Source organism: Nocardioides agariphilus, from assembly GCF_015352445.1.
In the GTDB taxonomy this organism is placed as follows: Bacteria; Actinomycetota; Actinomycetes; order Propionibacteriales; family Nocardioidaceae; genus Nocardioides; species Nocardioides agariphilus.
In genome coordinates, this window is sequence record NZ_JADKPO010000023.1 from 21402 (window position 1) to 41901 (window position 20500).

Genomic DNA, 20500 nt, shown 5'->3' on the forward strand with positions numbered 1-20500 from the left:
TCGTGCCGGGGTCGATGACCACCCCCTCGGCGTCGGCGGTGGGCGGTGGCACCTTCACCGTGGGCCTGTCCAACGAGGTCGACTCGTTCAACCCGTTCCTCGGCATCGAGGCGACGTCGTTCGAGATGTGGGCGCTGACCTACGACTACATGATCAGCTACGCGATGAAGGACATGGCTCCCGAGCCAGGCCTGGCCACGGACTGGGAGACCTCCGATGACGGGCTGGTGTGGACCTTCAACATCCGCGAGGGCGTGATGTGGTCCGACGGCCAGCCGCTGACCGCCAACGACATCGCCTACACCTACAACCGGGTGCTGGACGGCGGGCCGGAGGCGGCCACCTGGTCGTCGTACCTGACCGGGGTCCAGACCGTGGAGGCACCCGACGACACCCACGTCGTGCTCACCCTCAAGGAGCCCAACGCGGTGCTGCCGCTGCTCCCCATCCCGATCGTGCCCGAGCACGTCTGGAAGGACGTCACCGACAAGGAGATGAAGAGCTACGCCAACGAGCCGTCCGACGACGCGCCGGTGGTGGGTTCGGGTCCGTTCCGTCTGGTGGAGGGCACGGCCGGCGGCTCGACGTACCGCTTCGAGGCGAACCCCGACTACTGGAAGGGCGCGCCCAACATCGACGAGGTGGTCTTCCGGGTCTACAAGAGCGAGGACCCGATGGTCCAGGCGCTGATCAAGGGCGAGATCGACTTCGCGGAGGGCATCTCGGCTCTGCAGGTGAAGTCGCTGGAGAACCAGGACGGCATCACCGCGCAGAACGGTGACTCGCCCGGCTTCGACGAGATCGCCTTCAACACCGGCTCGATCGACACCGAGACCGGCGACCCGATCGGTGACCCCAACCCGGCCGTGCTCGACCCGAAGTTCAGGTTCGCACTGAACTTCGCGATCGACCGCGAGACGATCATCCGCACGGCCTACCAAGGAGGCGGCCAGCCGGGCACCACGATCATCCCGCCCGCCTACCCCGGCTACCAGTGGGTCTCCGACGACCCCGACGCCTTCGCCTACGACCCCGAGAAGGCGGCCTCCCTGCTTGACGAAGCCGGCTATGTCGTGGGTGACGACGGGTTCCGCACGCTCCCTTCGGGCAAGCCGATCGGCAAGCTCCGCCTGGCGGCGCGCAGCGACTCCGAGACCTCGGTCGACGTGATGGAGTTCTTCAAGGAGTGGCTGGCCGACCTCGACATCCAGTCCGAGGTCGAGACCTATGAGTCGAGCAAGCTGACCGACGTCATCTTGGAGGGCACCTTCGACACCTTCGAGTGGGGCTGGTACGTCGAGCCTGACCCCGACTCGATGCTCAGCTACCTGACCACCGGCCAGCTCGGCAACTGGTCGGACTCCTGGTACAGCAACGAGGCCTACGACGCGCTCTACGACCAGCAGCACGTCGAGCAGGACCAGGCGACTCGCGAGGACCAGGTCAAGCAGATGCAGGAGATCCTCTACAACGACGCGCCCTACCTGGTCACGGCGTACTCCTCGATCGGTGAGGCCTTCCGCAGCGACCGCTGGGCGTGCTTCCAGCCGCAGCCCGACCCGGGTGGCATCTGGCTGATCCAGTACGGCGTGCAGAACTACCTCAACGTCCGGCCCGCCGCGGATGCCGGGGACTGTGGCGGCCTGGAGAACGCCGTCGGTGCGGTCACCGGCACCACCGGGTCCAACGGGTCCAACGGGGGCAACGGTGGCGACGACAGCGGCGAGGACAGTGGAGGCAACGGCGCGGTGATCGGCGTCGGCGTGCTCGCCGGCCTTGCGGTCGTCGTCGGCGGGATCGCCCTGATGCGCCGCCGGTCGACCGTGGACGAGCGCGAGTGACGGTCCTCACCCAAGCGGATGCGGGGCCAGGACATGCAGGGGAGCTGGCACCGGCGCGGCAGGGCACGTTCGGTCGATACGTGCTCAGCCGCTGCCTCGGCGCACTCGGCAGCCTGGCGTTCATGCTGGTGGTCAGCTTCTTCCTGTTCCGGGTGATGCCGGGAGACCCGGCCAAGACGCTGGGTCGTGGCCGGTTCAGCACGCCTGAGCAGCTGGAGGAGTTCAACAAGGCCTATGGCCTCGACCAGCCCTTGCCGCAGCAGTTCGTCACCTTCTTGAAGAACACCCTGACCGGCGACTTCGGGATCTCGCTGCGCTATCGCGTGCCCGTCAGCGACCTGATCCTGGACCGGATGTGGCCGACGATCCTGCTCGTCGGGCTCTCGACGATCTTCGCGACCGTGATCGGTGTGTGGCTGGGGATCCGGGGCGCGTGGAACCGCGGCGGCAAGTTCGACAACTTCTCCACCGGCACCTCGCTGACCCTCTACGCGATGCCCGAGTGGTGGCTCGGCCTGTTGCTGATCGCGGCCTTCGCGGTGGGCTTCGGCCCGATCCCCGGCTACTTCCCGACCGGCGGGCTCCACTCCATCGACGTCGACCCGAACTCCGTGGCCGGCTGGTTCGACACGGCGCGGCACCTGACCCTGCCGGTGGTCACGCTGACGTTGGCCTATCTCGCCGACTATGCGCTGATCATGCGCAGCTCGTTGCTCGACGAGCTGGGGGAGGACTACCTGACCACCGCCCGGGCCAAGGGCCTGCGCGACGTGCAGGTCCGCAACCGGCACGCCGTACGCAACGCGCTCCTGCCGACCACCACGTTGGTCGCGCTCAACATCGGCTTCGTGGTCTCGGGCGCCATCACCATCGAGACGGTGTTCTCGATCCCGGGTCTCGGACTGCTGGCGACCGAGGCGCTGTCGGTGCCCGACTACTGGGTGCTGCAGGGCACCTTCCTGGTCGCATCTGCTGGTGTGATCCTGGCCAACCTCGTGGCCAACCTGCTCTACGGCCTCCTCGACCCACGAGTGCGCACATGACGACAAGTACGACGGTCCCGGCGCAGATCTCGGCCCGTGCGCTGGCCCGCAGGCGACGCCGGGAGGCCTGGCGTCGTGGCTGGGCGACGTTTCGTCAGCACCGCTCCGGCATGATCGGCCTGGGCATCCTGTTCGTGTTCGTCGGCGTCGCGCTCCTCGCTCCGGTCATCGCCCCGTCCGAGGGGCTCTCGGTCACCAGGGCGACGGGCGGGGTGCTCGAGGCGCCCTCGGGCGAGTTCTGGCTCGGCACCGACGACAAGGGCCGGTCGGTGCTCACGCTGCTGATCTGGGGGTCGCGCATCTCGCTGTTCGTCGGGCTCGCGGCGACGCTGCTCTCGATGGTGCTCGGCACCTTGATCGGTCTGATGTCGGGCTACTTCAGCGGCTGGACCGGCGCGATCCTGTTCCGGCTGACCGAGTGGTTCCTGGTGATCCCGTTCCTGCCCCTGGCGATCGTGATGGCCACGACGCTCGGCCGGTCGCTGATCAACATCGTGATCGTCATCGGGGTGACCTCGTGGCCCGGCACGGCTCTGCTGATCCGCGCCCAGACCCTGACGATCCGTGAGCGTCCCTACATCGAGCGCGCCAAGGTCCTCGGGGCCGGCTCAGGTCACCAGATGCGGCGGCACATCCTGCCCAACGTGATGCCGATGGTGTTCGCCAACACCACGTTGACCGTGGCCATCGCGATCCTCACCGAGACCACCTTGAGCTTCCTCGGCCTCGGAGACCCCACGCGAGTGTCGTGGGGCAGCATGCTCGACGCGGCGTTCGGGGTGGGTGCGATCACCACGGGCTCGTGGTGGTTCATCGTGCCGCCCGGTGTCTGCGTCGTCCTGGTGGTGCTCAGCTTCACCCTGGTCGGCCAGGCGCTCGAAGAGGTACTCAACCCGAGACTGGGTGCTCGCCGGTGAACGGGTCTGCCCAGTTGCTGGAGTTCGACGACCTGTCGGTGACCTACCGGACCGGTGGCGGCGACGTGCCCGCCGTACGCGGTGTCTCGTTGTCGGTCGCGGCGGGCGAGGTCGTCGGCGTGGCAGGGGAGTCGGGGTGCGGCAAGTCCACGCTCGCCGCCACGATCCTGCGCCTGCAGCCCCCGTCGGCGAAGGTGACCGGCCGTGTGCTGTTCGAGGGCGAGGACGTGCTGACGATGAAGTGGGGTGCCTTGCGCACGCTGCGCTGGGCCGGCGCCTCCATGGTGTTCCAGGGCGCGCTGCACTCGCTCAACCCGGTGCAGCGCGTCGGTGCCCAGATCGCCGAGCCGATCCGCCTGCACGAGCCCGGCCTGTCCGACAAGACGATCGACGGCCGGGTCGGCGAGCTGCTCGAGCAGGTGGGCTTACCGGCAGTGCGTGCTCGTGCCTATCCGCACCAGCTCTCCGGCGGGCAGCGGCAGCGCGTGATGATCGCGATGGCGCTGGCCTGCCGCCCGCGGCTGATCGTGGCCGACGAGCCGACCACGGCCCTCGACGTGATGGTCCAGGCCCAGGTGCTGAACGTGCTCAAGGACCTCGTCTCCGACCTCGACGTCGGCCTGTTGATGATCAGCCACGACCTGTCGGTGCTGGCCGACCTCTGCGACCGGATCGCGGTGATGTATGCCGGCCGCGTGATCGAGCACGGCCCCGCGGACAAGGTCTTCACCGACCCGCTCCACCCCTACGCCGCCGCGCTGGCTGCCTCGTTCCCCCACATCGGCGACCTGGCTGCGCGCTACGCCCCGTCGGGCTTGCCCGGAGACCCGCCCGACCCGACCGAGCTGCCCTCCGGGTGCTCGTTCCACCCGCGCTGCCCGCAGAGGTTCGAGGACTGCGACCGGGTCGTGCCCGAGCTCCGCGGCGACGACACCCGCGCCGCAGCGTGCCTGCTGCTGGAGGCCCCGTGAACCCCACCGGGAGCGAGACGACGCTCGAGGCCCGCGGCCTCTCCATCCGTTTCCAGGGTCGCGGCGGCCCGGTCGCCCGAGCCGTCGACGGCGTGGACCTCAGCATCGCCGCAGGCGAGATCCTGGCTCTGGTGGGGGAGTCGGGATCGGGCAAGACGACGCTGGCGCGCGCTCTCCTCGGTCTCGAGAAGCCGGCTGCCGGTGACGTGCTCCTCGACGGCCAGCCCCTGGACCGATCGGCGCAGGGGCTGCGCGCGTTCCGGCGCCGGGTCCAGCTGGTGCTCCAAGACCCTGCGGGCGCACTGAACCCCCGGCACACGGTCTACGAGTCGGTCGCCGAAGGCATCCGTCTGCACCGCCTCGACGCGCACGATCCCGAGGGGCGCAACGAGGCAGACCTGGTTGCAGCGGCGCTGTCCTCTGCCGGGCTGCGTCCTCCTGAGCGGCTGTTCCTGCGCTACCCCCACGAGCTGTCGGGAGGGCAGCGACAGCGCGTCCTGATCGCCGGTGCCCTGGCGATGGCGCCGCAGTTGCTGGTGGCCGACGAGCCGGTCTCCTCGCTCGACGCCTCGATCCGTGGCGAGATCCTGGCCCTGCTGCTCCAGCTCCGGCGCGACCTGGGCCTCGGCGTCCTCGTCGTCACCCACGACCTGGGCCTGGCCTGGAACATCGCCGACCGCATCGCCGTGATGTACCTCGGCCGGGTCGTCGAGGCCGGCCCGACCGAGGAGGTCCTGCGCGACCCGCAGCACCCCTACACCAAGGCGCTGCTGTCCGTCGTACCCGAGATCAACCACGTCACCCCCGTCGTGCTGACCGGCGAGGTGCCCGACCCGACCCGTATCCCCGACGGCTGTCGGTTCCATCCACGCTGCCCCGCGCTCGCCGACGGCTCGGCCGAGGACGCAGGAGTCGGCGGCGACTGCCGGACCTCCGCGTTGCCCATCCTCTCGGCGGGGGAGGGTCATCACACGGCGTGCCATCTGGTCGCTGCACGATCCGGGAGTCGTTCGTGACCGGGCTCCAGGCCGCGCTGCCCCGCGAGATGTACGTCGACCCGCAGGCCTTCGTCAAGGAACGCGACCGGGTGCTCCTTGCCACGTGGGCGTGTGTCGGACGACTCGACGACCTCGGCCTCGAGGCGTCCGGACGCCTCGCTGTTGTCGACGTGGTGGGGGAGTCGGTGCTGCTGACGCGTGACGACGACGGCCTGCACGCCGCCTACAACGTCTGTCGGCACCGCGGCTCACAGGTCGTGCCCCGCGAGCCGTTCAGCCCTCCCGTGTGCTCGGCGGCCGGTGCGCTGAGGTGCCCCTACCACTCGTGGACCTACTCGCTGTCGGGCCGGCTGCTCAAGGCGCCCCACACCGACGGTGTCGAGGTCGATCCCGATGACTTCTCGCTGCACCCGGTCGGGGTGCAGGAGTGGGCTGGCTTCGTCTTCGTGAACCTGACTCATCCTGGTCCCGGGACCTTCGACGAGGGCGTTGCCAAGGCCGCCGGCAACCTCGGCAACTACGACATGGGCTCACTGGTGACCGGGCTGAGGCTCACCTACGCGGTCGCCGCCAACTGGAAGGTCCTCGCCGAGAACTACAACGAGTGCTACCACTGCGGCCCCGTCCACCCCGAGCTGGTGCGTCTCGTGCCGTCGTTCGGAGGTGGTGGGCTCGGGCTGGAGTGGGACGACGGCATCCCGCACCGCGAGGGCGCGTGGACCTTCACGATGAGCGGCACGACCAACCGCTCACCGCTGCCTGGACTGTCGGAGGCCGAGAAGGTGCGTCACAAGGGCGAGCTCGTCTACCCCAACCTGATGCTGTCGTGCTCGGCCGACCACGTCGCGGCGTTCGTCTTGCAGCCTCTCGCGGTCGACCGCACGCGCATCGACTGCTCGCTGCTGTTCCACCCCGACGCCGTCGCAGCCGCCGACTTCGACCCCTCCGACGCCGGCGACTTCTGGGACCTGGTCAACAAGCAGGACTGGGCCATCTGCGAGTCGGTACAGCGCGGGATGTCGTCGCGTGCCTACACCCACGGCTGGTTCGCGCCGATGGAGGACGACAGCGCCGACATCCGGCGCTGGCTGCTGCCCAGGCTCAGCGATGAGTGAGTCCCGACAGGCTCGACCAGCGAGGTGGGACGTCGTGGTCATCGGCTTGGGCGCGCTGGGCAGTGCGGCAGCGATGCACCTCGCGCGCCGAGGCAAGCGGGTGCTGGGTCTCGAGCGGTTCGAGCTGGGCCACAAGCGCGGCGCCTCGCACGACTCGAGCCGGATCCTGCGGCACAGCTACCACACGCCGGTCTACGTCCGGCTGACCCAGGAGGCCTACGCCGACTGGGCCGCGCTCGAGCGCTGGTCAGGTGAGCAGCTGGTCACCGTGACCGGCGGGCTCGACCTGTTCCCTGCTGACCCGGCCATCCCGATGGACGACTACACCGCGTCGCTCTCCGAGGTCGGCATCCCCTTCGAGCTGCTCGACGTGGCGGAGACGGGCCGCCGCTGGCCGCAGTTCGCGCTGCCGGACGGCACGACCGGGCTCTACCAGGAGCGGGGCGCGATCGTGCCCGCTGCGCGCACCACTGCGCTGATGCAGAAGCTCGCGGTGGCTGCGGGCGCCGAGCTTCGAGGGTCGACGCGGGTGCTCGAGCTGGTCGACCGGGGTGGGCACGTGGAGCTGGTCATCGGCGATGGACTCGACCATCTCGACCAGCGGGTGGTCGCCGATCGTGTCGTCGTCTGCGCGGATGCCTGGACCAACGAGGTACTGGCCGGCCTCGACGTCCGCCTGCCGCTGGAGACGACGCTGGAGCAGGCGACGTACTTCGCCCCCGAGCGGCCCGGGAGCTTCGCCCCGCACCACCTGCCGCTGTGGATCTGGATGGACGACCCGTCCTTCTACGGCTTCCCGTGCTACGGCGAGCCGACGGTCAAGGCCGCCCAGGACTGCGGAGGCCCGGTGATCGACACCTCCGACCCCTTCTCGCGGACCGCCGAACCCGACGCGGAGATGCTGGAGCGGCTGGCGTCGTTCGTCACCACCTTGCTTCCCGAGGCGGGACGGCCGGTGCGCTCGATCCGCTGCCAGTACACCTTGACCCCCGACCGCGACTTCGTGATGGCACCGGTGCCGGGCCACGAGTCCGTCGTCGTAGGTCTTGGCGCCGCCCACGGGTTCAAGTTCGCGCCGACATTCGGTCGCATCCTGGCTGACCTCGCCGAGAGCGGTACGACGAGCAGCGACGTGTCGCCGTTCGGGATGGACCGCGCGGCGCTGGTCGACCCGTCCTACCAGGCTCACTGGCTGGTGTGAGCTTTCCAGGGCGGCCTGTGTCAACCTGATCGCAGGTCGAACGACTCTCGGGCATGACGCAATCCGTCCCCGAGGAGCTCTCGATGGGCGAGCACCGTGACATCGGCCGGCGCAGCTCGGAGTCGGCCCGCGCAGAGCTGGTCGACGTCGTCTTCCGTCGCCACTATGCGGCCCTTCTGCGGCTCGCCGTCGTGATGGTGGGCGACCGTGGGGCTGCCGAGGACGCCGTCCAGGACGCGTTCGTCTCCCTGCACCGCAACCTCCGCGCACTCCGGGACCCCGACGCCGCCGAGGCCTATGTCCGCTCAGCCGTGCTCAACCGCTGCCGTTCGTGGGTACGCCGCCAGGCCACCCAGCGAGCCAAGCGGCCTCTCCTGCTCGTGCGTGAGGGACCGCGCCGGACACCCGAGGACGCCACCCTGGCGCGCGACGAGGTGGGCTCGCTGGTGGCGCAGATGCGGATGCTCCCCAGGCGTCAGCGCGAGGTGCTGGCCTGCCGGTTCGTGCTCGAGCTGTCGGTCGCCGAGACGGCCGCACTCCTCGACATCGGTGAGGGGTCGGTCAAGACGCACACCCATCGCGGGCTGCACGCACTTCAGCAAGGGATCGAGGTGAACCGGTGAGCACTATCGAGGAGCGCCTCGCGCGGGACATCGAGGCAGTGACAGGAGGAATCGTCGTGACCGACTCGGACCTGCGGGACGCCCGCAACCAGGTTCAGCAGCGCATCTCCGGGCGGCAGCAGCGCCACCGGCGACGGGGCGTGGTCGCAGCCGCCGCGGCGGCCGCGGTGGTCGTCGGTGTCGCCACCTGGCAGAGCCTCGGGTCTGACGACGAGACGCTGTCGCCGACCGAGCCGGTGCCGACGCCCACCTCAACGTCCCTGTCGGCGGCCGACCAGACCTTCCTCGTCGGGGATGCACCGACGGCCGAGGAACTGGCCGGCGTCTGGCGGCTCGACAACCCGACCGTCTCGCGGATGCTGTTCATGTTCACCGCGGACGGCTCGTTCAGCTACGACGACACCGGCCAGCTGTCCGCGGACCCGATGGTCCACGGCACCTTCGTCGTCGACGGCGACACGATAAGCGTGGACGTCGACGGTGGGACCGCCGCGTGCGCCGGGCGGACCTTGTCGCTCCGCGCGGCCATGGCTGCGGGCGGCGGGCTGCACATCGTTCCCGTGGGTCTGGGTGACTTCGACTGCGACCGACCGTTCCGTCCCCAGTGGGCGCTGGAACGGGTGCTCCCGGGTGGCATGGGAGGCCTCGAGGCTCCCGCTGAGGCCGTGTGGCGGCCGGTGACAGGACCCGAGGTGGTCGTGGCGACGTGGCTCGATCCGCAGGGCGAGTACGTGTCCGAGCTGCGCGGTGACGGCACCTACACGGTGCTCACCGGGCCTGGGGAGCTTGCCGACCTCGGCACCTGGACCCTCAGTGACTCGAGCTCCCGCCTCAGCCTGACCAGCTCGGGGGACTCGCCGAGCTGCCAGTCAGGCGACCAGTTCGTCCTCAGCAACCTGCAGGCCACCGACTTCGGCACCCTCGTGATCCGGGGGGACGTGGCACGCAAGGACTGCCAGGTCCTCCTGCGGGCCGAGGCCTGGTTCTCGCTGGCTCCTTGAGCCCGACGCAGCAAGATAGGGGCCGTGAGTACCCAGAGTCCCTGGCAGGCCGAGCGGCTGGACCTCGACGCCTACCTGGCGCGGATCGAGATGAGCTTCGAACCTGCGTCGAGGTCCGCTCTCGACGCCCTCCACGAAGCCCACGTCCGGGCGTTCACCTTCGACAACATCGACGTGCTGCTCGACGAGCATCCGGGGGTGTCGCTCGATGCAGTGCAGGAGAAGTTCGTCGGGCGGGGGAGAGGCGGGTACTGCTTCGAGCACGCCGTGCTGTTCGCGGCTGCCCTGGAGCGGCTGGGCTACGACGTCCAACGGCGGCTCGGTCGCGTGGGAGGCCAGGCCCGGACCCACTGCGTCGTCGTCGTGAGGGTCGACGGGTCAGAGCTGCTCGCGGACCCAGGGTTCGGGATGAGCGTGCTGCGCCCGATACCACTGACCGACGGTGCGGAGGAGAGCCACGGCGGGTGGCGCTACCGGCTGCGCGAGGTGCCGCTGGGACCGGGCCGCAGCTGGACGCTCGAACGCTGGCGTGACGGCGACTGGGAGCTGATGCACACCCATGACGAGCTTCCGGTGGAGCCGCTCGACGTGATCGTCGGTCACCACTACACGAGCACGTTCCCGACGATCCACTTCCGCAACATGTTGATGCTGACCAAGCACCTGCCAGGACAGCACGTGGCGCTGACCCACGAGACCCTGACCGTACGTCGACCGGGCGAGCCGACCGAGCACCGCGAGCTGCGCGAGGGTGAGCTGGCCGAGCTGATCGACGAGCTCGGCGTACCCCTCACCGACGAGGAGCGCGACCGGTTGCTGCGGAGGGTCTCCCAGTTGCGCCCGTAGGGACAGCAGCGGCCGGACCCCTGCTGGGGCCCGGCCGCGTGGAGGAGCGAGGCTCAGTGGGCGTAGCGGCTCTGCAGGGCGACCTCGGCGCGCATACGCGGGGTCCGGGCGGGCCGGCTGGCGTAGTAGGCACGCAGGGCCACGCCGAGGGTGATGGCCGTGGCGATGACAGCGACGGCGAGGACGACGAGGAAAGCCGAGACGGTGGCGGTGTCGATGATGGTCATGATGCTCTCCCTGGATTTCTGAGACCGTGTGGCCTGATGACCAGGACTCTGCTCCGATCGGCGGGCCGCGTCTGTCGGCTGGCGAACACAACGACGAAGTCGGCAGCTGATCAGCTCAGAAGGTCGTCGAGCACCTTGACCAGCGGCCGGGAGCTGGCCCCGCTGTTGCCGATGACCGTGATGGTCGAGCCGTCACGGGGGTCGTGCCTGGACCAGAACCTCACGCCTGCGTCGCCGCCCGACATCTGGACGATGCCCGGGCCTGGCCTTGCCCAGCAACCGAGGGCGTAGCCGTCGCCGTCCTCGTCGACCGGGCTGCGCGGCGTGAGCATCGTGTGGCGGGTCTCCTGCCCGATGAGGCGGCCGGTCATCAGTGCGTCCCAGAACCGCGTGATGTCAGCGCCGGTCGTGTAGACGCCGCCGTCACCGGTGGCCACGACGGGCAGGTGGAAGACGTTGGTGCGCCAGTACCCGTCGACCTCCACATAGCCCAGGGCAGCCGTGCCTGGCAACGAGTCGGAGCGGAGGAAGTCGGTGCTGCTCATGCCCGCCGGCTTGCAGACGATGTCGCGGACGAGGTCCTGGTAGCTGCGGCCCGAAGCCCGCTCGGCGAGCAGTGCCAGTACGACGTACCCGCCGTTGCAGTAGGAGAACCGCTCGCCCGCAGGGAACTTGGTGGGGTAGCCGTCGAGGATGGGGACGAAGTCCTCGGTGCGGACGAGCCGGTGCACGGAGACCGGCATCGGGTAGTCGTCGGAGTCCAGCACATCCTCGTCGAGGTAGTCGCCGATGCCGGACCGGTGGCACAGGAGATGCTCGACCGTCACGTCGTCTGCGATCAGCGGCAGGTCGCGGCCGAGCAACGCCCGCGCGGGCATCGACAGGTCCAGCAGGCCGTCTTCGACGAGCTTCAACACGACGACCGCGGTGAAGGTCTTGGACCCGCTCGCCATCCCCAGCTGGGTGTCGGTGGTCATCGCGATGGTGTGCGCACGGTCGGCCAGACCGTAGGCAGCGTCGATCTCGACGGTGCCGTCACGGTCGACCCGCACCACACCGCTGAACCCGCACTCGCTCGCGGCTGCGTCCAGCCGTTGGCGCGGGTCGTCCACGACGCCACCGTAGTCGCAGGTCTGGTTGTCCACCGCTGGGTTTTCCTCGTTGACAGCTGATGGGAGACCGTGTCATAATTCGAACACATGTTCGAAACATTCTCGGGTTCTGACCCTCTCACGGCCACCTCGGTGACGGCTGCCGCACGTGCTCTGAGTGCGTCGTTGCAGTCCCCGTCAGGTCTCGACGACGCCGGACGCATCGACGCCATCCGCGCTCTCGAGCAGCTCGTGTGCGTGGCGACGGCGGCCCAGGCAGCGCTGACGGCAGAGTTCGACGACTCGCAACGAGCCGCGCAGGATGCCGTGGGAGTGCCCCTCGCTCAGCAGGGTCGCGGCGTCGCTGCCCAGGTGGCGCTCGCTCGACGCGAGTCCCACCACCGCGGGCAACGCCATGTGGGTCTCGCCAAGGTCGTCGTCTCCGAGCTGCCCTCGACGTGGGAGGCCTGGCGCGCCGGGCGCATCACCGAGTGGAGGGCGACGCTGGTGGCTCGCGAGACGGCGTGCCTGACCCGTGAGGACAGGCTTGCCGTCGACGCCCAGGTCTGCGGCGACCTCGACAAGGTCGTCGCGATGGGCGATCGAGAGCTCGTCGTCGCTTGTCAGCAGACCGCCTACCGGCTAGACCCGGAGTTCTTCGTCACTCGCCGGCGTCGCGCTGAGTCTGACCGCACGATCACCTTGCGGCCCGCTCCCGACGCGATGGTGTGGTTGACCGCCCTGCTGCCCGCGCGAGACGGCATGGCTGCGCATGCCGCCCTCAGCCGTGCTGCCGACTCGGCCCGGGCGATGGGTGACCCGCGCTCCCGGGGCCAGGTGATGGCCGACGCCCTCGTCACCTCCGTCGTGGACGCGGCCGTGCGGGTCCCGGATGCGCAGGCGACGGGGGAGACGTCCAGCGACGCGGTCGCGCCGGCGGCCGGTGTGGGTGTGAGCCTCGGGCTGGTGATGACTGACGCAGCTCTCCTCGGCAGCAGCGACGAGCCTGCTCACATGGAGGGCTACGGGCCGGTGCCCGCCGAGCTGGCTCGTGAGCTGGTCGCCCGCGCCTGCGACCGCGACGAGCGGATCTGGCTGCGTCGCCTCTACACCCATCCGACCTCCGGCGAGCTGGTGGCGATGGAATCTCGCGCCCGACTGTTCCGCGGCTCGCTGGCCCGCTTCATCCATCTCAGAGACCAGATCTGCCGCACGCCGTGGTGTGACGCACCGATCCGACATACCGATCATCTGAGAGGTGCATCCAGCGGGGGAGACACCGACGCCGTCAACGGTCAGGGCCTCTGCGAGGCCTGCAACTACGCCAAGCAGGCGGCTGGGTGGCGAGCCAGACCCTCCCGGGCGGGCGGCCGCCACGCGGTCGAGACCGCCACTCCCACGGGTCACACGTATCGCTCGGTTCCTCCGGCGCTGGTGATGATCCGGGAGACTCGGGCACGCATCGACCTCGTGCTGGCCGGATGAACGGGCTAGCAGGTCTCGCGCCAGGTCCGGTGCGAGACCTCCACGCCGTCGCGCCATGCCCAGGTGTCGATCACGACGTCGACCTGGCCGTCGACGATGTCGAGCTCCATCACCGAGCGGACCTTGACCGCGACTCCCGGCCAGGTGAGGTCGTAGGTCGTGTCGGCGTGGGCGTGCTGGGCGAACGTGCGCCGGTCGACGCTCACCTCGCCGCGGTAGTCCTCGCGCGCGGTGCCGTCGTAGGGCGTGTCGTACTCCGAGACCGACATCGTCCGCGCCGACGTCACGCGGGCGAGCACGTCGTCGCGGATCTCCCAGGCCACCCCTTCGGCCGACTCGGAGGACTGGTCGGCGCCGGGGCCGAACGTAGGGGCAGGCCACGTCCCTGCGAGGACTGGGAGCTCTAGTGCGGCGGCGTGGACTGTCAGCTGCACCGGGTGCGGCGGAGCCACGGTGTTGGGCCAGTCGGCTCCCGCGATGCTCACGCGCAGTACCTGACCCGGCGACCACGCGTAGGCGCAGGCGTCGAGGACGACCTCGACCTCGTAGGGCACGCCGGGCTCGAGAGGCTCCGGTGGCCCGTGCACCGAGGACCGGAAGGCCAGGTCCAGAGTCCCGCGGGTCACCAGCGCCGAGGTGCCGTCGGGGAAGACGTCGCAGATCTTCACCGACAGCGACGCGGCCGGCCGGTCGGCCGAGACCTGGATGCGCAACACCGGGTGACCTACCACCGGGCCGGGCGGCGGCTCGAAGTTCCAGCGCAGGGAGCGGGCGTCGTCGAGGCGCTGGTCACCTGACAGCCCCCACGGGAGGTGTCCCGCACAGTCGATCCAGGCCGCGGATCCGACATCCGCCTTGACCGCCAGCACGTGTGGCCCTGGCAGTGGCAGGACCTCGGTGGTGGTGGGCGGCACGGAGGGCAGTCGCAGCCAGTAGCCCTCGTGCAGGTCGAGGTCGATCTCGGGCCGCGTCGAGGTCCGCACGAACACCTCGCAGGCGTCCTCGTGCGTCCCGCGTCCACGTAGCCAGAGGTCGAACCATCCGGCCAGCTCGGCGTCGAAGTCGATCCGCGGGCCGGGCATGGCGGTCGTCGCGTCCGCGTGGGCCCAGGGACCGGCGAGGAGCCGGTGCGGCGTCCCGTTGGCCGCGAGCTGTTCGACCGTACGGAAGCTGTTGTTGCGGTAGCCGTCGGCCCAGCCGGCCACGATCAGGGTCGGCACCTGGATCCGTTCGTACCCCGCCGTGCTGCCTGCGAGGCGAACCGACCCGTGGTCCCAGTAGGGGCCGTGCCGGCTCTCGCGCAGCCAGGTGAGGAACCACGGCTCGTTGGTCTCCAGCCGCCGCGTCCACTCCGTATCCCAGCCGTCGCCGAACACAGCCGGCACGGGCGGTAGGACGCACATCGGCGTCATGTAGTGGTTGTAGTCGACCTGGTCGACCAGGCGGAGCGCGCCGCCGCGCCAGTGCACGTCGTCGGTCCACCGGTCGTCGGTGGCGTAGATCGCGCAGATCGCCTTGAGCTCCGGCGGCTGCTCGCACGCCATCTGCAGCGAGTTGAACCCGGAGTACGACGTGCCCCACATGCCGATCTGCCCGTCGCACCAGTCCTGGGCGGCCAGCCAGCGCATCAGCTCGGCGAGGTCGCGCTGCTCGGCCGGCTGGTACTCGTCGAGGGCGTGGCCGCTCGAGGAGCCGGTCCCGCGCAGGTCGACGCGGCACACGGCGTACCCGTGCTGGTCGCGCAGCCGCTCGTAGGACGCGGCGTAGGACGAGGTCAGGTCGTCCTTGCGGTAGGGCAGGGCCTCGACCAGGCAGGGCTGCGGATCAGGGGAGTCCGGGAGGTAGAGGGTGACGGCGAGCTCCACGCCGTCGGACATCGGGACACGGACCTCGCTGCTGCTCCCCACGCGCTGGATTGTTGCAGCAGGATGGACCCTCGTGGGCGACGTGATGACCGTGACCGGGCCGGTGGCTGCCGACGACCTCGGCGTGACGCTGCCTCACGAGCACGTCTTCCTCGACCTCACTCGTGAGTACCGCGGCAACGGGCTGCTCAACGACGCAGACCTCGCTGCGACCGAGCTGCAGAGGTACGCCGACGCGGGAGGTCGCACGATCGTCGACGTCACGACCGGGGGCCTGCGCGGCGACCCAGCCGGCCTGCGTGTCATGTCCGAGCGCACGGGTCTGCAGATCGTGCGCGGCGCCGGGTTCTACCGACGCGCCTACTTCCCCCCGGAGCTCGACGAGCTCTCGACCGATGCCGTCACCGACCTCATCGTCCGCGAGATCGAGGAAGGGACCGACGGCGTGCGCGCGGGGATCATCGGTGAGATCGGCTGCGACCGCTTCATCTCGGCGGTGGAGGAGCGGTCGTTTCGGGCCGCGGCGCGCGCCCATCGGCGTACGGGACTGACGATCACCACGCACGCGGCGCGGTGGCCCGTGGGCACCGCCCAGCTCGACCTGCTGGCCGAGGAGGGCGTGGACCCCGGCCGGGTGGTGATCGGGCATTGCGACATGGTCCCCGACCACGACTACCACCTCGCGATCGCGCGGCGTGGTGCCTGGGTCCAGTTCGACACGGTGCAGGGCGTGCACGAGTGGGACACCGAGCAGCGGCTGGGCTGGCTGCGCAGCCTGGCCGACCACGGCTTCCTCGATCGCGTGCTGCTCAGCCAGGACGTCTGCCTGCGCAGCGACTACGCCTCGATGGGAGGGCCGGGCTACGTCTACGTCGTCACCGAGTTCGCCGACCGACTCAAGGAGGCCGGGTTCGACGAGGCCGACGTGCGGCGACTGCTCGTCGACAACCCGCGGCGCATGCTCACAGGTCGATAGCCGGATCGATCGTGGGCCGGATCGCCGGTCGTCCGTACTTCGACATGGCCGCGATCAGCAGGTCGTGGGGGAGCCCGTGGATGGTGACCCCGCGTGCGGTCATCGTCGGCGAGGCCAGTAGGCAGTTGAGGATGGCCTCCTCCGTCGCCTCGACGACCGCGTCGAAGAGCGGGTTCATGGCCTGGTTCGCGACAGTGCGCACCTCCGCGACCGTCGCCTGGCTGTCGATCCGGGCGAAACCGCGGTTGCCTGTCGCGAAGGCGAGGAACAGGTCACCGCTGCCGTTCTCGCCGACGCCGCCCATCCGCCCGACGCCGAGGGACGCACGCTGTGCCAGGCGGCGACACTGGAGCGGGAGCAGAGGGGCGTCGGTCGCGACGATGCCGATGATCGAGCCGGAGCCGGGCGGTGGCCCAAGAATGTCGCCGTCGGGGGTGCCGGGCAGCACGTCGTAGGGGATCTCGAGCCCCACCGGCACGCCGTCGACCGAGAAGCGCGACCGGCGTCCGTAGTTGGCCTGGACCAGCACCCCGACGGTCCAGTGACCCTCGGCGTGCACGACTCGACGCGAGGCCGTGCCGATGCCGCCCTTGAACTCGTGGCAGATCATGCCTGTCCCACCACCGACCGATCCCTCGGCCACAGGTCCGGAGGTGGCAGCGCGGTAGGCCGCCTTGGCGTGCTCGGCCGTCACGTGGAAGCCGTTGACGTCGTTGAGGGTGCCGTCCCAGGTCTCGGCGACGACCGGCAGTGCCCAGGCCTCGATGCCATCGGGCAGCTCCTCGACCTCGATCTCCACCAGCGCGTCGCGGACGATGCCGACGCTGTGGGTGTTGGTGATGCCGATGGGGGAGTGCAGCAGGCCGACCTCCTCGAGCCACGGTAGGCCGGTCATCTCGCCGTTGCCGTTGAGACGGTGGTACGCCGCGTAGACAGGGTCGTTGCCGACGTTGCCGTCGTGGGGGACGACGACCGTGACTCCCGTGCGGACGTCGTCGCCCTCGATGAGGGTCGTGTGTCCGACCCGCACGCCGGGCACGTCGGTGATGGCGTCGTTGTCGCCAGGTTCCAGGGAGCCGATGACGATGCCGAGGTCGCGTGCGCGCGTCACAGGAGCGCCTTGGCCAGGTGCAGGTGGAACCGCACCGACGCGGACAGGTCATCGACGTGCACGCGCTCGTCGGCGTTGTGGTAGCCCGACTCGAGCACCTCGATGGGAGTGGTGAAGAACGGCTGGAAGCCGTAGGCCGCGGTGTTTCCGGCCGCTCGCAGGAAGCTGGAGTCGGTGAACCCGGTGCCCAGGCTCGGCAGCAGGTAGGCGTCGGGAAGCTCCTGGGCGACCCAGTCCCGGATCGCGTCGATCACCGGCCCCGTGGGCGGGGAGGCGCTCCCGGGGATGAGCTTGTCGGGCCAGGAGAGGTCGAAGTCGACGCCGCCGCCGATCCTCTCCCGCACGGCCGCCTCGACGTCGGCCTCGGTCGTGCCCGGCAGGATCCGGCAGTCGAGCTCGACCCAGGCCCGGCTGGGCATCACGTTGAGGGCATCCGAGGCGCCCACCCTGGTCGGTGCCATCGTGGTGCCGGCCAGCGCCGGTAGCCAGTGCTCCAGCTCGGGATGCAACGCGCCCGCGGTGGCCAGCGCCTCGTTGAGGTCGTCGTAGTCGTCCGAGCCCAGGAGGACACCGAGCATCTGGTCGACGAGTGGGTGCCTGACCGGAGCGGGCAGGCCTCGGCCGATCCGGGCGATCACCTCGGCGAGGTGCGGCACCGCGTTGTCGGCCTTCGTCGGGGTGCTGGCGTGGCCGGCCTCGCCGAGCGCGGTGACCCGGGCGGGGTAGGTGCCCTTCTCGCCGACCGCTACCCCCACCAACGTGCGGCCGTCGGTGAGCTCGAGTCGCTCACCGCCGCCCTCGTTGACGCTGAGGTCGGGCCGGATGTCGGGGCGCGCGTCGAGCAGCCAGCGCATGCCCACGTCGGCCATCCCGTCCTCCTCGTCGGCGACCGCGAGCAGCCAGAGGTCCCCGCGCGGGCGCCACCCGGACCGGACCAGCTCCTTGATCGCAACAGCGCGGGCGGCGACGTGCCCCTTGGTGTCGATGGCGCCGCGACCCCACAGGTAGCCGTCGTCTGTGACCACGGCCTCGAAGGGCGGGTGGGTCCAGTCGCGTACGTCGACCGGCACGACGTCGGTGTGACCCACGAGCGCGAGGCTGGGTGCCGTGCCCCTCTCGGTGCCCGGCACCCGCGCAACCAGGTTGGCGCGGTGGCCGAAGCCCTCGCGGGCGACCAGCTCGCACTCGATGCCGACCTCGCCGAGGTACTCGGCCAGGTGCTGCGCGACCAGCGTCTCGTGGCCGTCGTGCGCCCCGAACGCGTTGCTGGTGTCGAACCGGATGATGTCGCGGGCCAGCTCGACGACTTCGTCCTGCAGAGGATCCATGCGCGGAACCTACCCAGAAGCGGGACAACGTCATACGAAGTGGTCGCCGGAGCAGCCGCTTCGTATGACGTTGTTTCCTTGTGTCCCCTGTATTCAGTTGTGAGCTGCGTCGGACTACTTGACCTCGGACCGCAGCACCCGCCACAGGCCGAAGGCCAGCGGGAGGAGCAGCCACGCGGCGCCGGTAACGGCGAGCGAGGCCCAGTCCTGGGCGGTGAAGCCGCCGTCGAAAAGCCCGGTCTGGTTGAACTGGAAGTCCACCCAGCGCTGTGCGTCGGCGTACCAGTCCTGGGCGCCGGCCAGCAGCGCCGAGAGCGTGGGCAGCACCATCGAGTAGACGAAGTACCCGACGATCGCGGCAGCCGAGTTGCGGAACAGCACACCGAGCGTGAAGCCCATCAGCAGGCCCAGGCCGTTGCCGGCGAGGATGTAGAGCACCTCGCTGACCGTCATGTCCCAGGTGGTGGGTACGCCCGCGAGCTGGCTGCCGATCACGTTGCCGAGCGCGCCGACGGCGAGCGCGACCAGGATCGAGGTGATCCCGATCAGCACCGTGTCGATCAGCTTGGCCACGACCACGCGGCTGCGGCTCGGCACCATCGTGAAGGTCGTGAGGCCGGTGCGCTGGCTCCACTCGCTGGTGATCGAGAGAGCGGCGATGATCGGCAGCACGATCGTCATCGGGATGCCGATGGCGCCCGCGAAGCTGTCGTAGGTCTGCTCGTCGGCCGGTGCGAAGAGGATCACCGCGCCGGTGGCGATCACCGACAGGATGACGATGCTGGCCATCAGCCAGAAGCCCGAGCGCGTGTCGAACATCTTGCGCAGCTCGACGCCCATGATGGTGCGCATCGGGATGGGTTCGTACGTCGTCCGCTTCTTGCGGGCGACCTGCTCGCCGACGCCTGTGGTCGGGGCCAGTGTCGCGGTGCTCATGCTGCTGCTCCTGCGTTCGTGTCGGTGGTGTCGTCGCGTTGGGTGTCGGCGGTCAGGGCGAGGAACATCTCCTCGAGTCCGGCGCCGTCGGCCGGCCGGAGCTCGCGCAGGGCGATGCCGGCGGCCAGGGCCACGGTCCCGACCTCGTCGGTGGTGGCCTCGGTGCGAAGGCCCTGGTCGGACTGCTCGGTGTGGTGGCCGGCGGCGTTGAGCGCCGCGGCGAGTGCGGCGTGGTCGGCGGCGCGGACGTAGGTGCCGGCAGCCTCGAGCAGCTCGTGCTTGGTGCCCTGCGCCACGACGCGGCCCTGGCCGATGACCACGATGTCGTCGGCGATGACCTCGATCTCGTGCAGCAGGTGGCTGGAGAGCAGCACGGTGCCGCCGTGGTTGGCGAACCCGCGCAGCAGGTCGCGCATCCACCGGATGCCGGCGGGGTCCAAGCCGTTGGCCGGCTCGTCGAGGATGAGGACCTCGGGGTCGCCGATCAGGGCGGCAGCGATGCCCAGCCGCTGGCGCATGCCGAGGGAGTAGTCGCGGACGCGGCGGCCCGCCTCCTCGTCGGTCAGGCTGACCAGGGCCAGCATGTCCTCGACGCGCCCCTTGGGCATCCGCATCGTGCGCTGCGCGATGGTGAGGATCTCGCGGCCGGTGCGGCCGGCGTGCTGGGCGGAGGCGTCGAGGAGGACGCCGACCTCGCGGCCGGGGTTCGGCAGGTCGGAGTAGTGGCGGCCGAGGATGGTGGCCTCGCCGGAGGACGACGGGGTCAGCCCGACCATGATCCGCATGGTCGTGGACTTCCCGGCGCCGTTGGGGCCCAAGAAGCCGGTGACCCGGCCGGGGTGGGCGGTGAAGGTGACGTCGTCGACGGCGCGGAACGCGCCGTAGGTCTTGCTCAGGTGGGAGACGTTGATCATGGGCCTCAGCC

At 70.0% G+C, this 20500-nt stretch carries 19 protein-coding genes; 12 read left to right on the plus strand and 7 right to left on the minus strand.

The annotated features are described in order from the left end of the window. Positions 1–173: 173 nt before the first annotated feature. Genes ISU10_RS16065 through ISU10_RS16110 form a run of 10 tightly spaced genes read left to right on the plus strand, consistent with a single transcriptional unit; the run spans position 174 to position 10556 of the window. Positions 174–1841, plus strand: a complete 1668-nt coding sequence (locus ISU10_RS16065; RefSeq protein ID WP_228501140.1) for an ABC transporter substrate-binding protein — start codon at positions 174–176, stop codon at positions 1839–1841. Continuing rightward, positions 1838–2884: an ABC transporter permease gene (locus ISU10_RS16070; protein WP_370865507.1), complete on the plus strand. Its 1047-nt coding sequence runs from the start codon at positions 1838–1840 to the stop codon at positions 2882–2884. Before ISU10_RS16065 ends, ISU10_RS16070 begins: the two co-directional genes overlap by 4 nt. Further along, a complete protein-coding gene (locus tag ISU10_RS16075) occupies positions 2881–3801 on the plus strand; it encodes an ABC transporter permease (RefSeq protein ID WP_194697433.1) in 921 nt (306 codons plus the stop codon). Before ISU10_RS16070 ends, ISU10_RS16075 begins: the two co-directional genes overlap by 4 nt. Next, positions 3798–4772 (plus strand): ABC transporter ATP-binding protein, encoded by a 975-nt coding sequence (locus ISU10_RS16080; protein ID WP_194697434.1) that lies wholly within the window; start codon positions 3798–3800, stop codon positions 4770–4772. Before ISU10_RS16075 ends, ISU10_RS16080 begins: the two co-directional genes overlap by 4 nt. Continuing rightward, on the plus strand, positions 4769–5788 hold the full coding sequence (locus ISU10_RS16085) for an ABC transporter ATP-binding protein (protein WP_370865510.1): 1020 nt from the start codon (positions 4769–4771) through the stop codon (positions 5786–5788). The genes ISU10_RS16080 and ISU10_RS16085 overlap by 4 nt, the downstream gene beginning before the upstream one ends. After that, positions 5785–6885 (plus strand): aromatic ring-hydroxylating oxygenase subunit alpha, encoded by a 1101-nt coding sequence (locus ISU10_RS16090; RefSeq protein WP_370865512.1) that lies wholly within the window; start codon positions 5785–5787, stop codon positions 6883–6885. Before ISU10_RS16085 ends, ISU10_RS16090 begins: the two co-directional genes overlap by 4 nt. After that, positions 6878–8086, plus strand: a complete 1209-nt coding sequence (solA, locus tag ISU10_RS16095) for an N-methyl-L-tryptophan oxidase (protein WP_194697436.1) — start codon at positions 6878–6880, stop codon at positions 8084–8086. Before ISU10_RS16090 ends, solA begins: the two co-directional genes overlap by 8 nt. Before the next feature lie 53 nt (positions 8087–8139). After that, the gene (locus ISU10_RS16100; RefSeq protein WP_228501141.1) at positions 8140–8709 is read left to right on the plus strand and encodes an RNA polymerase sigma factor; all 570 of its coding nucleotides are present in this window, start codon (positions 8140–8142) and stop codon (positions 8707–8709) included. Beyond that, on the plus strand, positions 8706–9710 hold the full coding sequence (locus ISU10_RS16105) for a lipocalin-like domain-containing protein (protein WP_194697437.1): 1005 nt from the start codon (positions 8706–8708) through the stop codon (positions 9708–9710). Before ISU10_RS16100 ends, ISU10_RS16105 begins: the two co-directional genes overlap by 4 nt. Before the next feature lie 24 nt (positions 9711–9734). Further along, positions 9735–10556, plus strand: coding sequence for an arylamine N-acetyltransferase family protein (locus ISU10_RS16110; RefSeq protein ID WP_370865515.1), 822 nt, complete (start codon positions 9735–9737; stop codon positions 10554–10556). 53 nt (positions 10557–10609) lie between these two features. Here the strand turns inward: ISU10_RS16110 and ISU10_RS16115 are convergent, their stop codons facing one another. Together ISU10_RS16115 and ISU10_RS16120 are read right to left on the minus strand one after the other, a co-directional pair. Then, positions 10610–10783: a hypothetical protein gene (locus ISU10_RS16115; protein WP_194697438.1), complete on the minus strand. Its 174-nt coding sequence runs from the start codon at positions 10781–10783 to the stop codon at positions 10610–10612. A 110-nt stretch (positions 10784–10893) separates the two neighbouring features. Continuing rightward, on the minus strand, positions 10894–11895 hold the full coding sequence (locus ISU10_RS16120) for a serine hydrolase domain-containing protein (protein ID WP_370865517.1): 1002 nt from the start codon (positions 11893–11895) through the stop codon (positions 10894–10896). An 87-nt stretch (positions 11896–11982) separates the two neighbouring features. On the opposite strand from ISU10_RS16120, the gene ISU10_RS16125 reads away from it, so the two are divergent. Further along, on the plus strand, positions 11983–13359 hold the full coding sequence (locus tag ISU10_RS16125) for an HNH endonuclease (RefSeq protein WP_194697439.1): 1377 nt from the start codon (positions 11983–11985) through the stop codon (positions 13357–13359). A 5-nt stretch (positions 13360–13364) separates the two neighbouring features. On the opposite strand, the gene ISU10_RS16130 is transcribed toward ISU10_RS16125, so the two are convergent. Further along, positions 13365–15266 carry a CocE/NonD family hydrolase gene (locus tag ISU10_RS16130; RefSeq protein ID WP_194697440.1) on the minus strand — a complete coding sequence of 634 codons (1902 nt, stop codon included), beginning with the start codon at positions 15264–15266 and terminating at the stop codon, positions 13365–13367. A 31-nt stretch (positions 15267–15297) separates the two neighbouring features. Between ISU10_RS16130 and ISU10_RS16135 the strand changes: the two genes are divergently transcribed. Further along, positions 15298–16200: a phosphotriesterase family protein gene (locus ISU10_RS16135; RefSeq protein ID WP_194697441.1), complete on the plus strand. Its 903-nt coding sequence runs from the start codon at positions 15298–15300 to the stop codon at positions 16198–16200. Here the strand turns inward: ISU10_RS16135 and ISU10_RS16140 are convergent. The 4 genes from ISU10_RS16140 to ISU10_RS16155 form a co-directional block, all read right to left on the minus strand. After that, entirely contained in the window at positions 16187–17311 is a 1125-nt protein-coding gene (locus tag ISU10_RS16140) for a DmpA family aminopeptidase (protein ID WP_194697442.1), read from the minus strand. The two genes, ISU10_RS16135 and ISU10_RS16140, sit on opposite strands and share 14 nt — an antisense overlap. Next, positions 17308–18639 carry a M20/M25/M40 family metallo-hydrolase gene (locus ISU10_RS16145; RefSeq protein ID WP_194697443.1) on the minus strand — a complete coding sequence of 444 codons (1332 nt, stop codon included), beginning with the start codon at positions 18637–18639 and terminating at the stop codon, positions 17308–17310. Before ISU10_RS16145 ends, ISU10_RS16140 begins: the two co-directional genes overlap by 4 nt. Before the next feature lie 114 nt (positions 18640–18753). Beyond that, a complete protein-coding gene (locus tag ISU10_RS16150; RefSeq protein WP_194697444.1) occupies positions 18754–19575 on the minus strand; it encodes an ABC transporter permease in 822 nt (273 codons plus the stop codon). Then, positions 19572–20489 (minus strand): ABC transporter ATP-binding protein, encoded by a 918-nt coding sequence (locus ISU10_RS16155; protein ID WP_194697445.1) that lies wholly within the window; start codon positions 20487–20489, stop codon positions 19572–19574. The genes ISU10_RS16150 and ISU10_RS16155 overlap by 4 nt, the downstream gene beginning before the upstream one ends. Positions 20490–20500 lie beyond the last annotated feature (11 nt).

What these genes read in the sequence shown, in the direction of transcription:
- ISU10_RS16065 (WP_228501140.1), top strand. Translation starts at nt 174, where the DNA reads ATGGCTCCCGAGCCAGGCCTGGCCACGGACTGGGAGACCTCCGATGAC.
- ISU10_RS16075 (WP_194697433.1), top strand. Translation starts at nt 2,881, where the DNA reads ATGACGACAAGTACGACGGTCCCGGCGCAGATCTCGGCCCGTGCGCTG.
- solA (WP_194697436.1), top strand. Translation starts at nt 6,878, where the DNA reads ATGAGTGAGTCCCGACAGGCTCGACCAGCGAGGTGGGACGTCGTGGTC.
- ISU10_RS16100 (WP_228501141.1), top strand. Translation starts at nt 8,140, where the DNA reads ATGACGCAATCCGTCCCCGAGGAGCTCTCGATGGGCGAGCACCGTGAC.
- ISU10_RS16115 (WP_194697438.1), bottom strand. Translation starts at nt 10,783, where the DNA reads ATGACCATCATCGACACCGCCACCGTCTCGGCTTTCCTCGTCGTCCTC.
- ISU10_RS16125 (WP_194697439.1), top strand. Translation starts at nt 11,983, where the DNA reads ATGTTCGAAACATTCTCGGGTTCTGACCCTCTCACGGCCACCTCGGTG.
- ISU10_RS16145 (WP_194697443.1), bottom strand. Translation starts at nt 18,639, where the DNA reads ATGGATCCTCTGCAGGACGAAGTCGTCGAGCTGGCCCGCGACATCATC.
- ISU10_RS16150 (WP_194697444.1), bottom strand. Translation starts at nt 19,575, where the DNA reads ATGAGCACCGCGACACTGGCCCCGACCACAGGCGTCGGCGAGCAGGTC.
- ISU10_RS16155 (WP_194697445.1), bottom strand. Translation starts at nt 20,489, where the DNA reads ATGATCAACGTCTCCCACCTGAGCAAGACCTACGGCGCGTTCCGCGCC.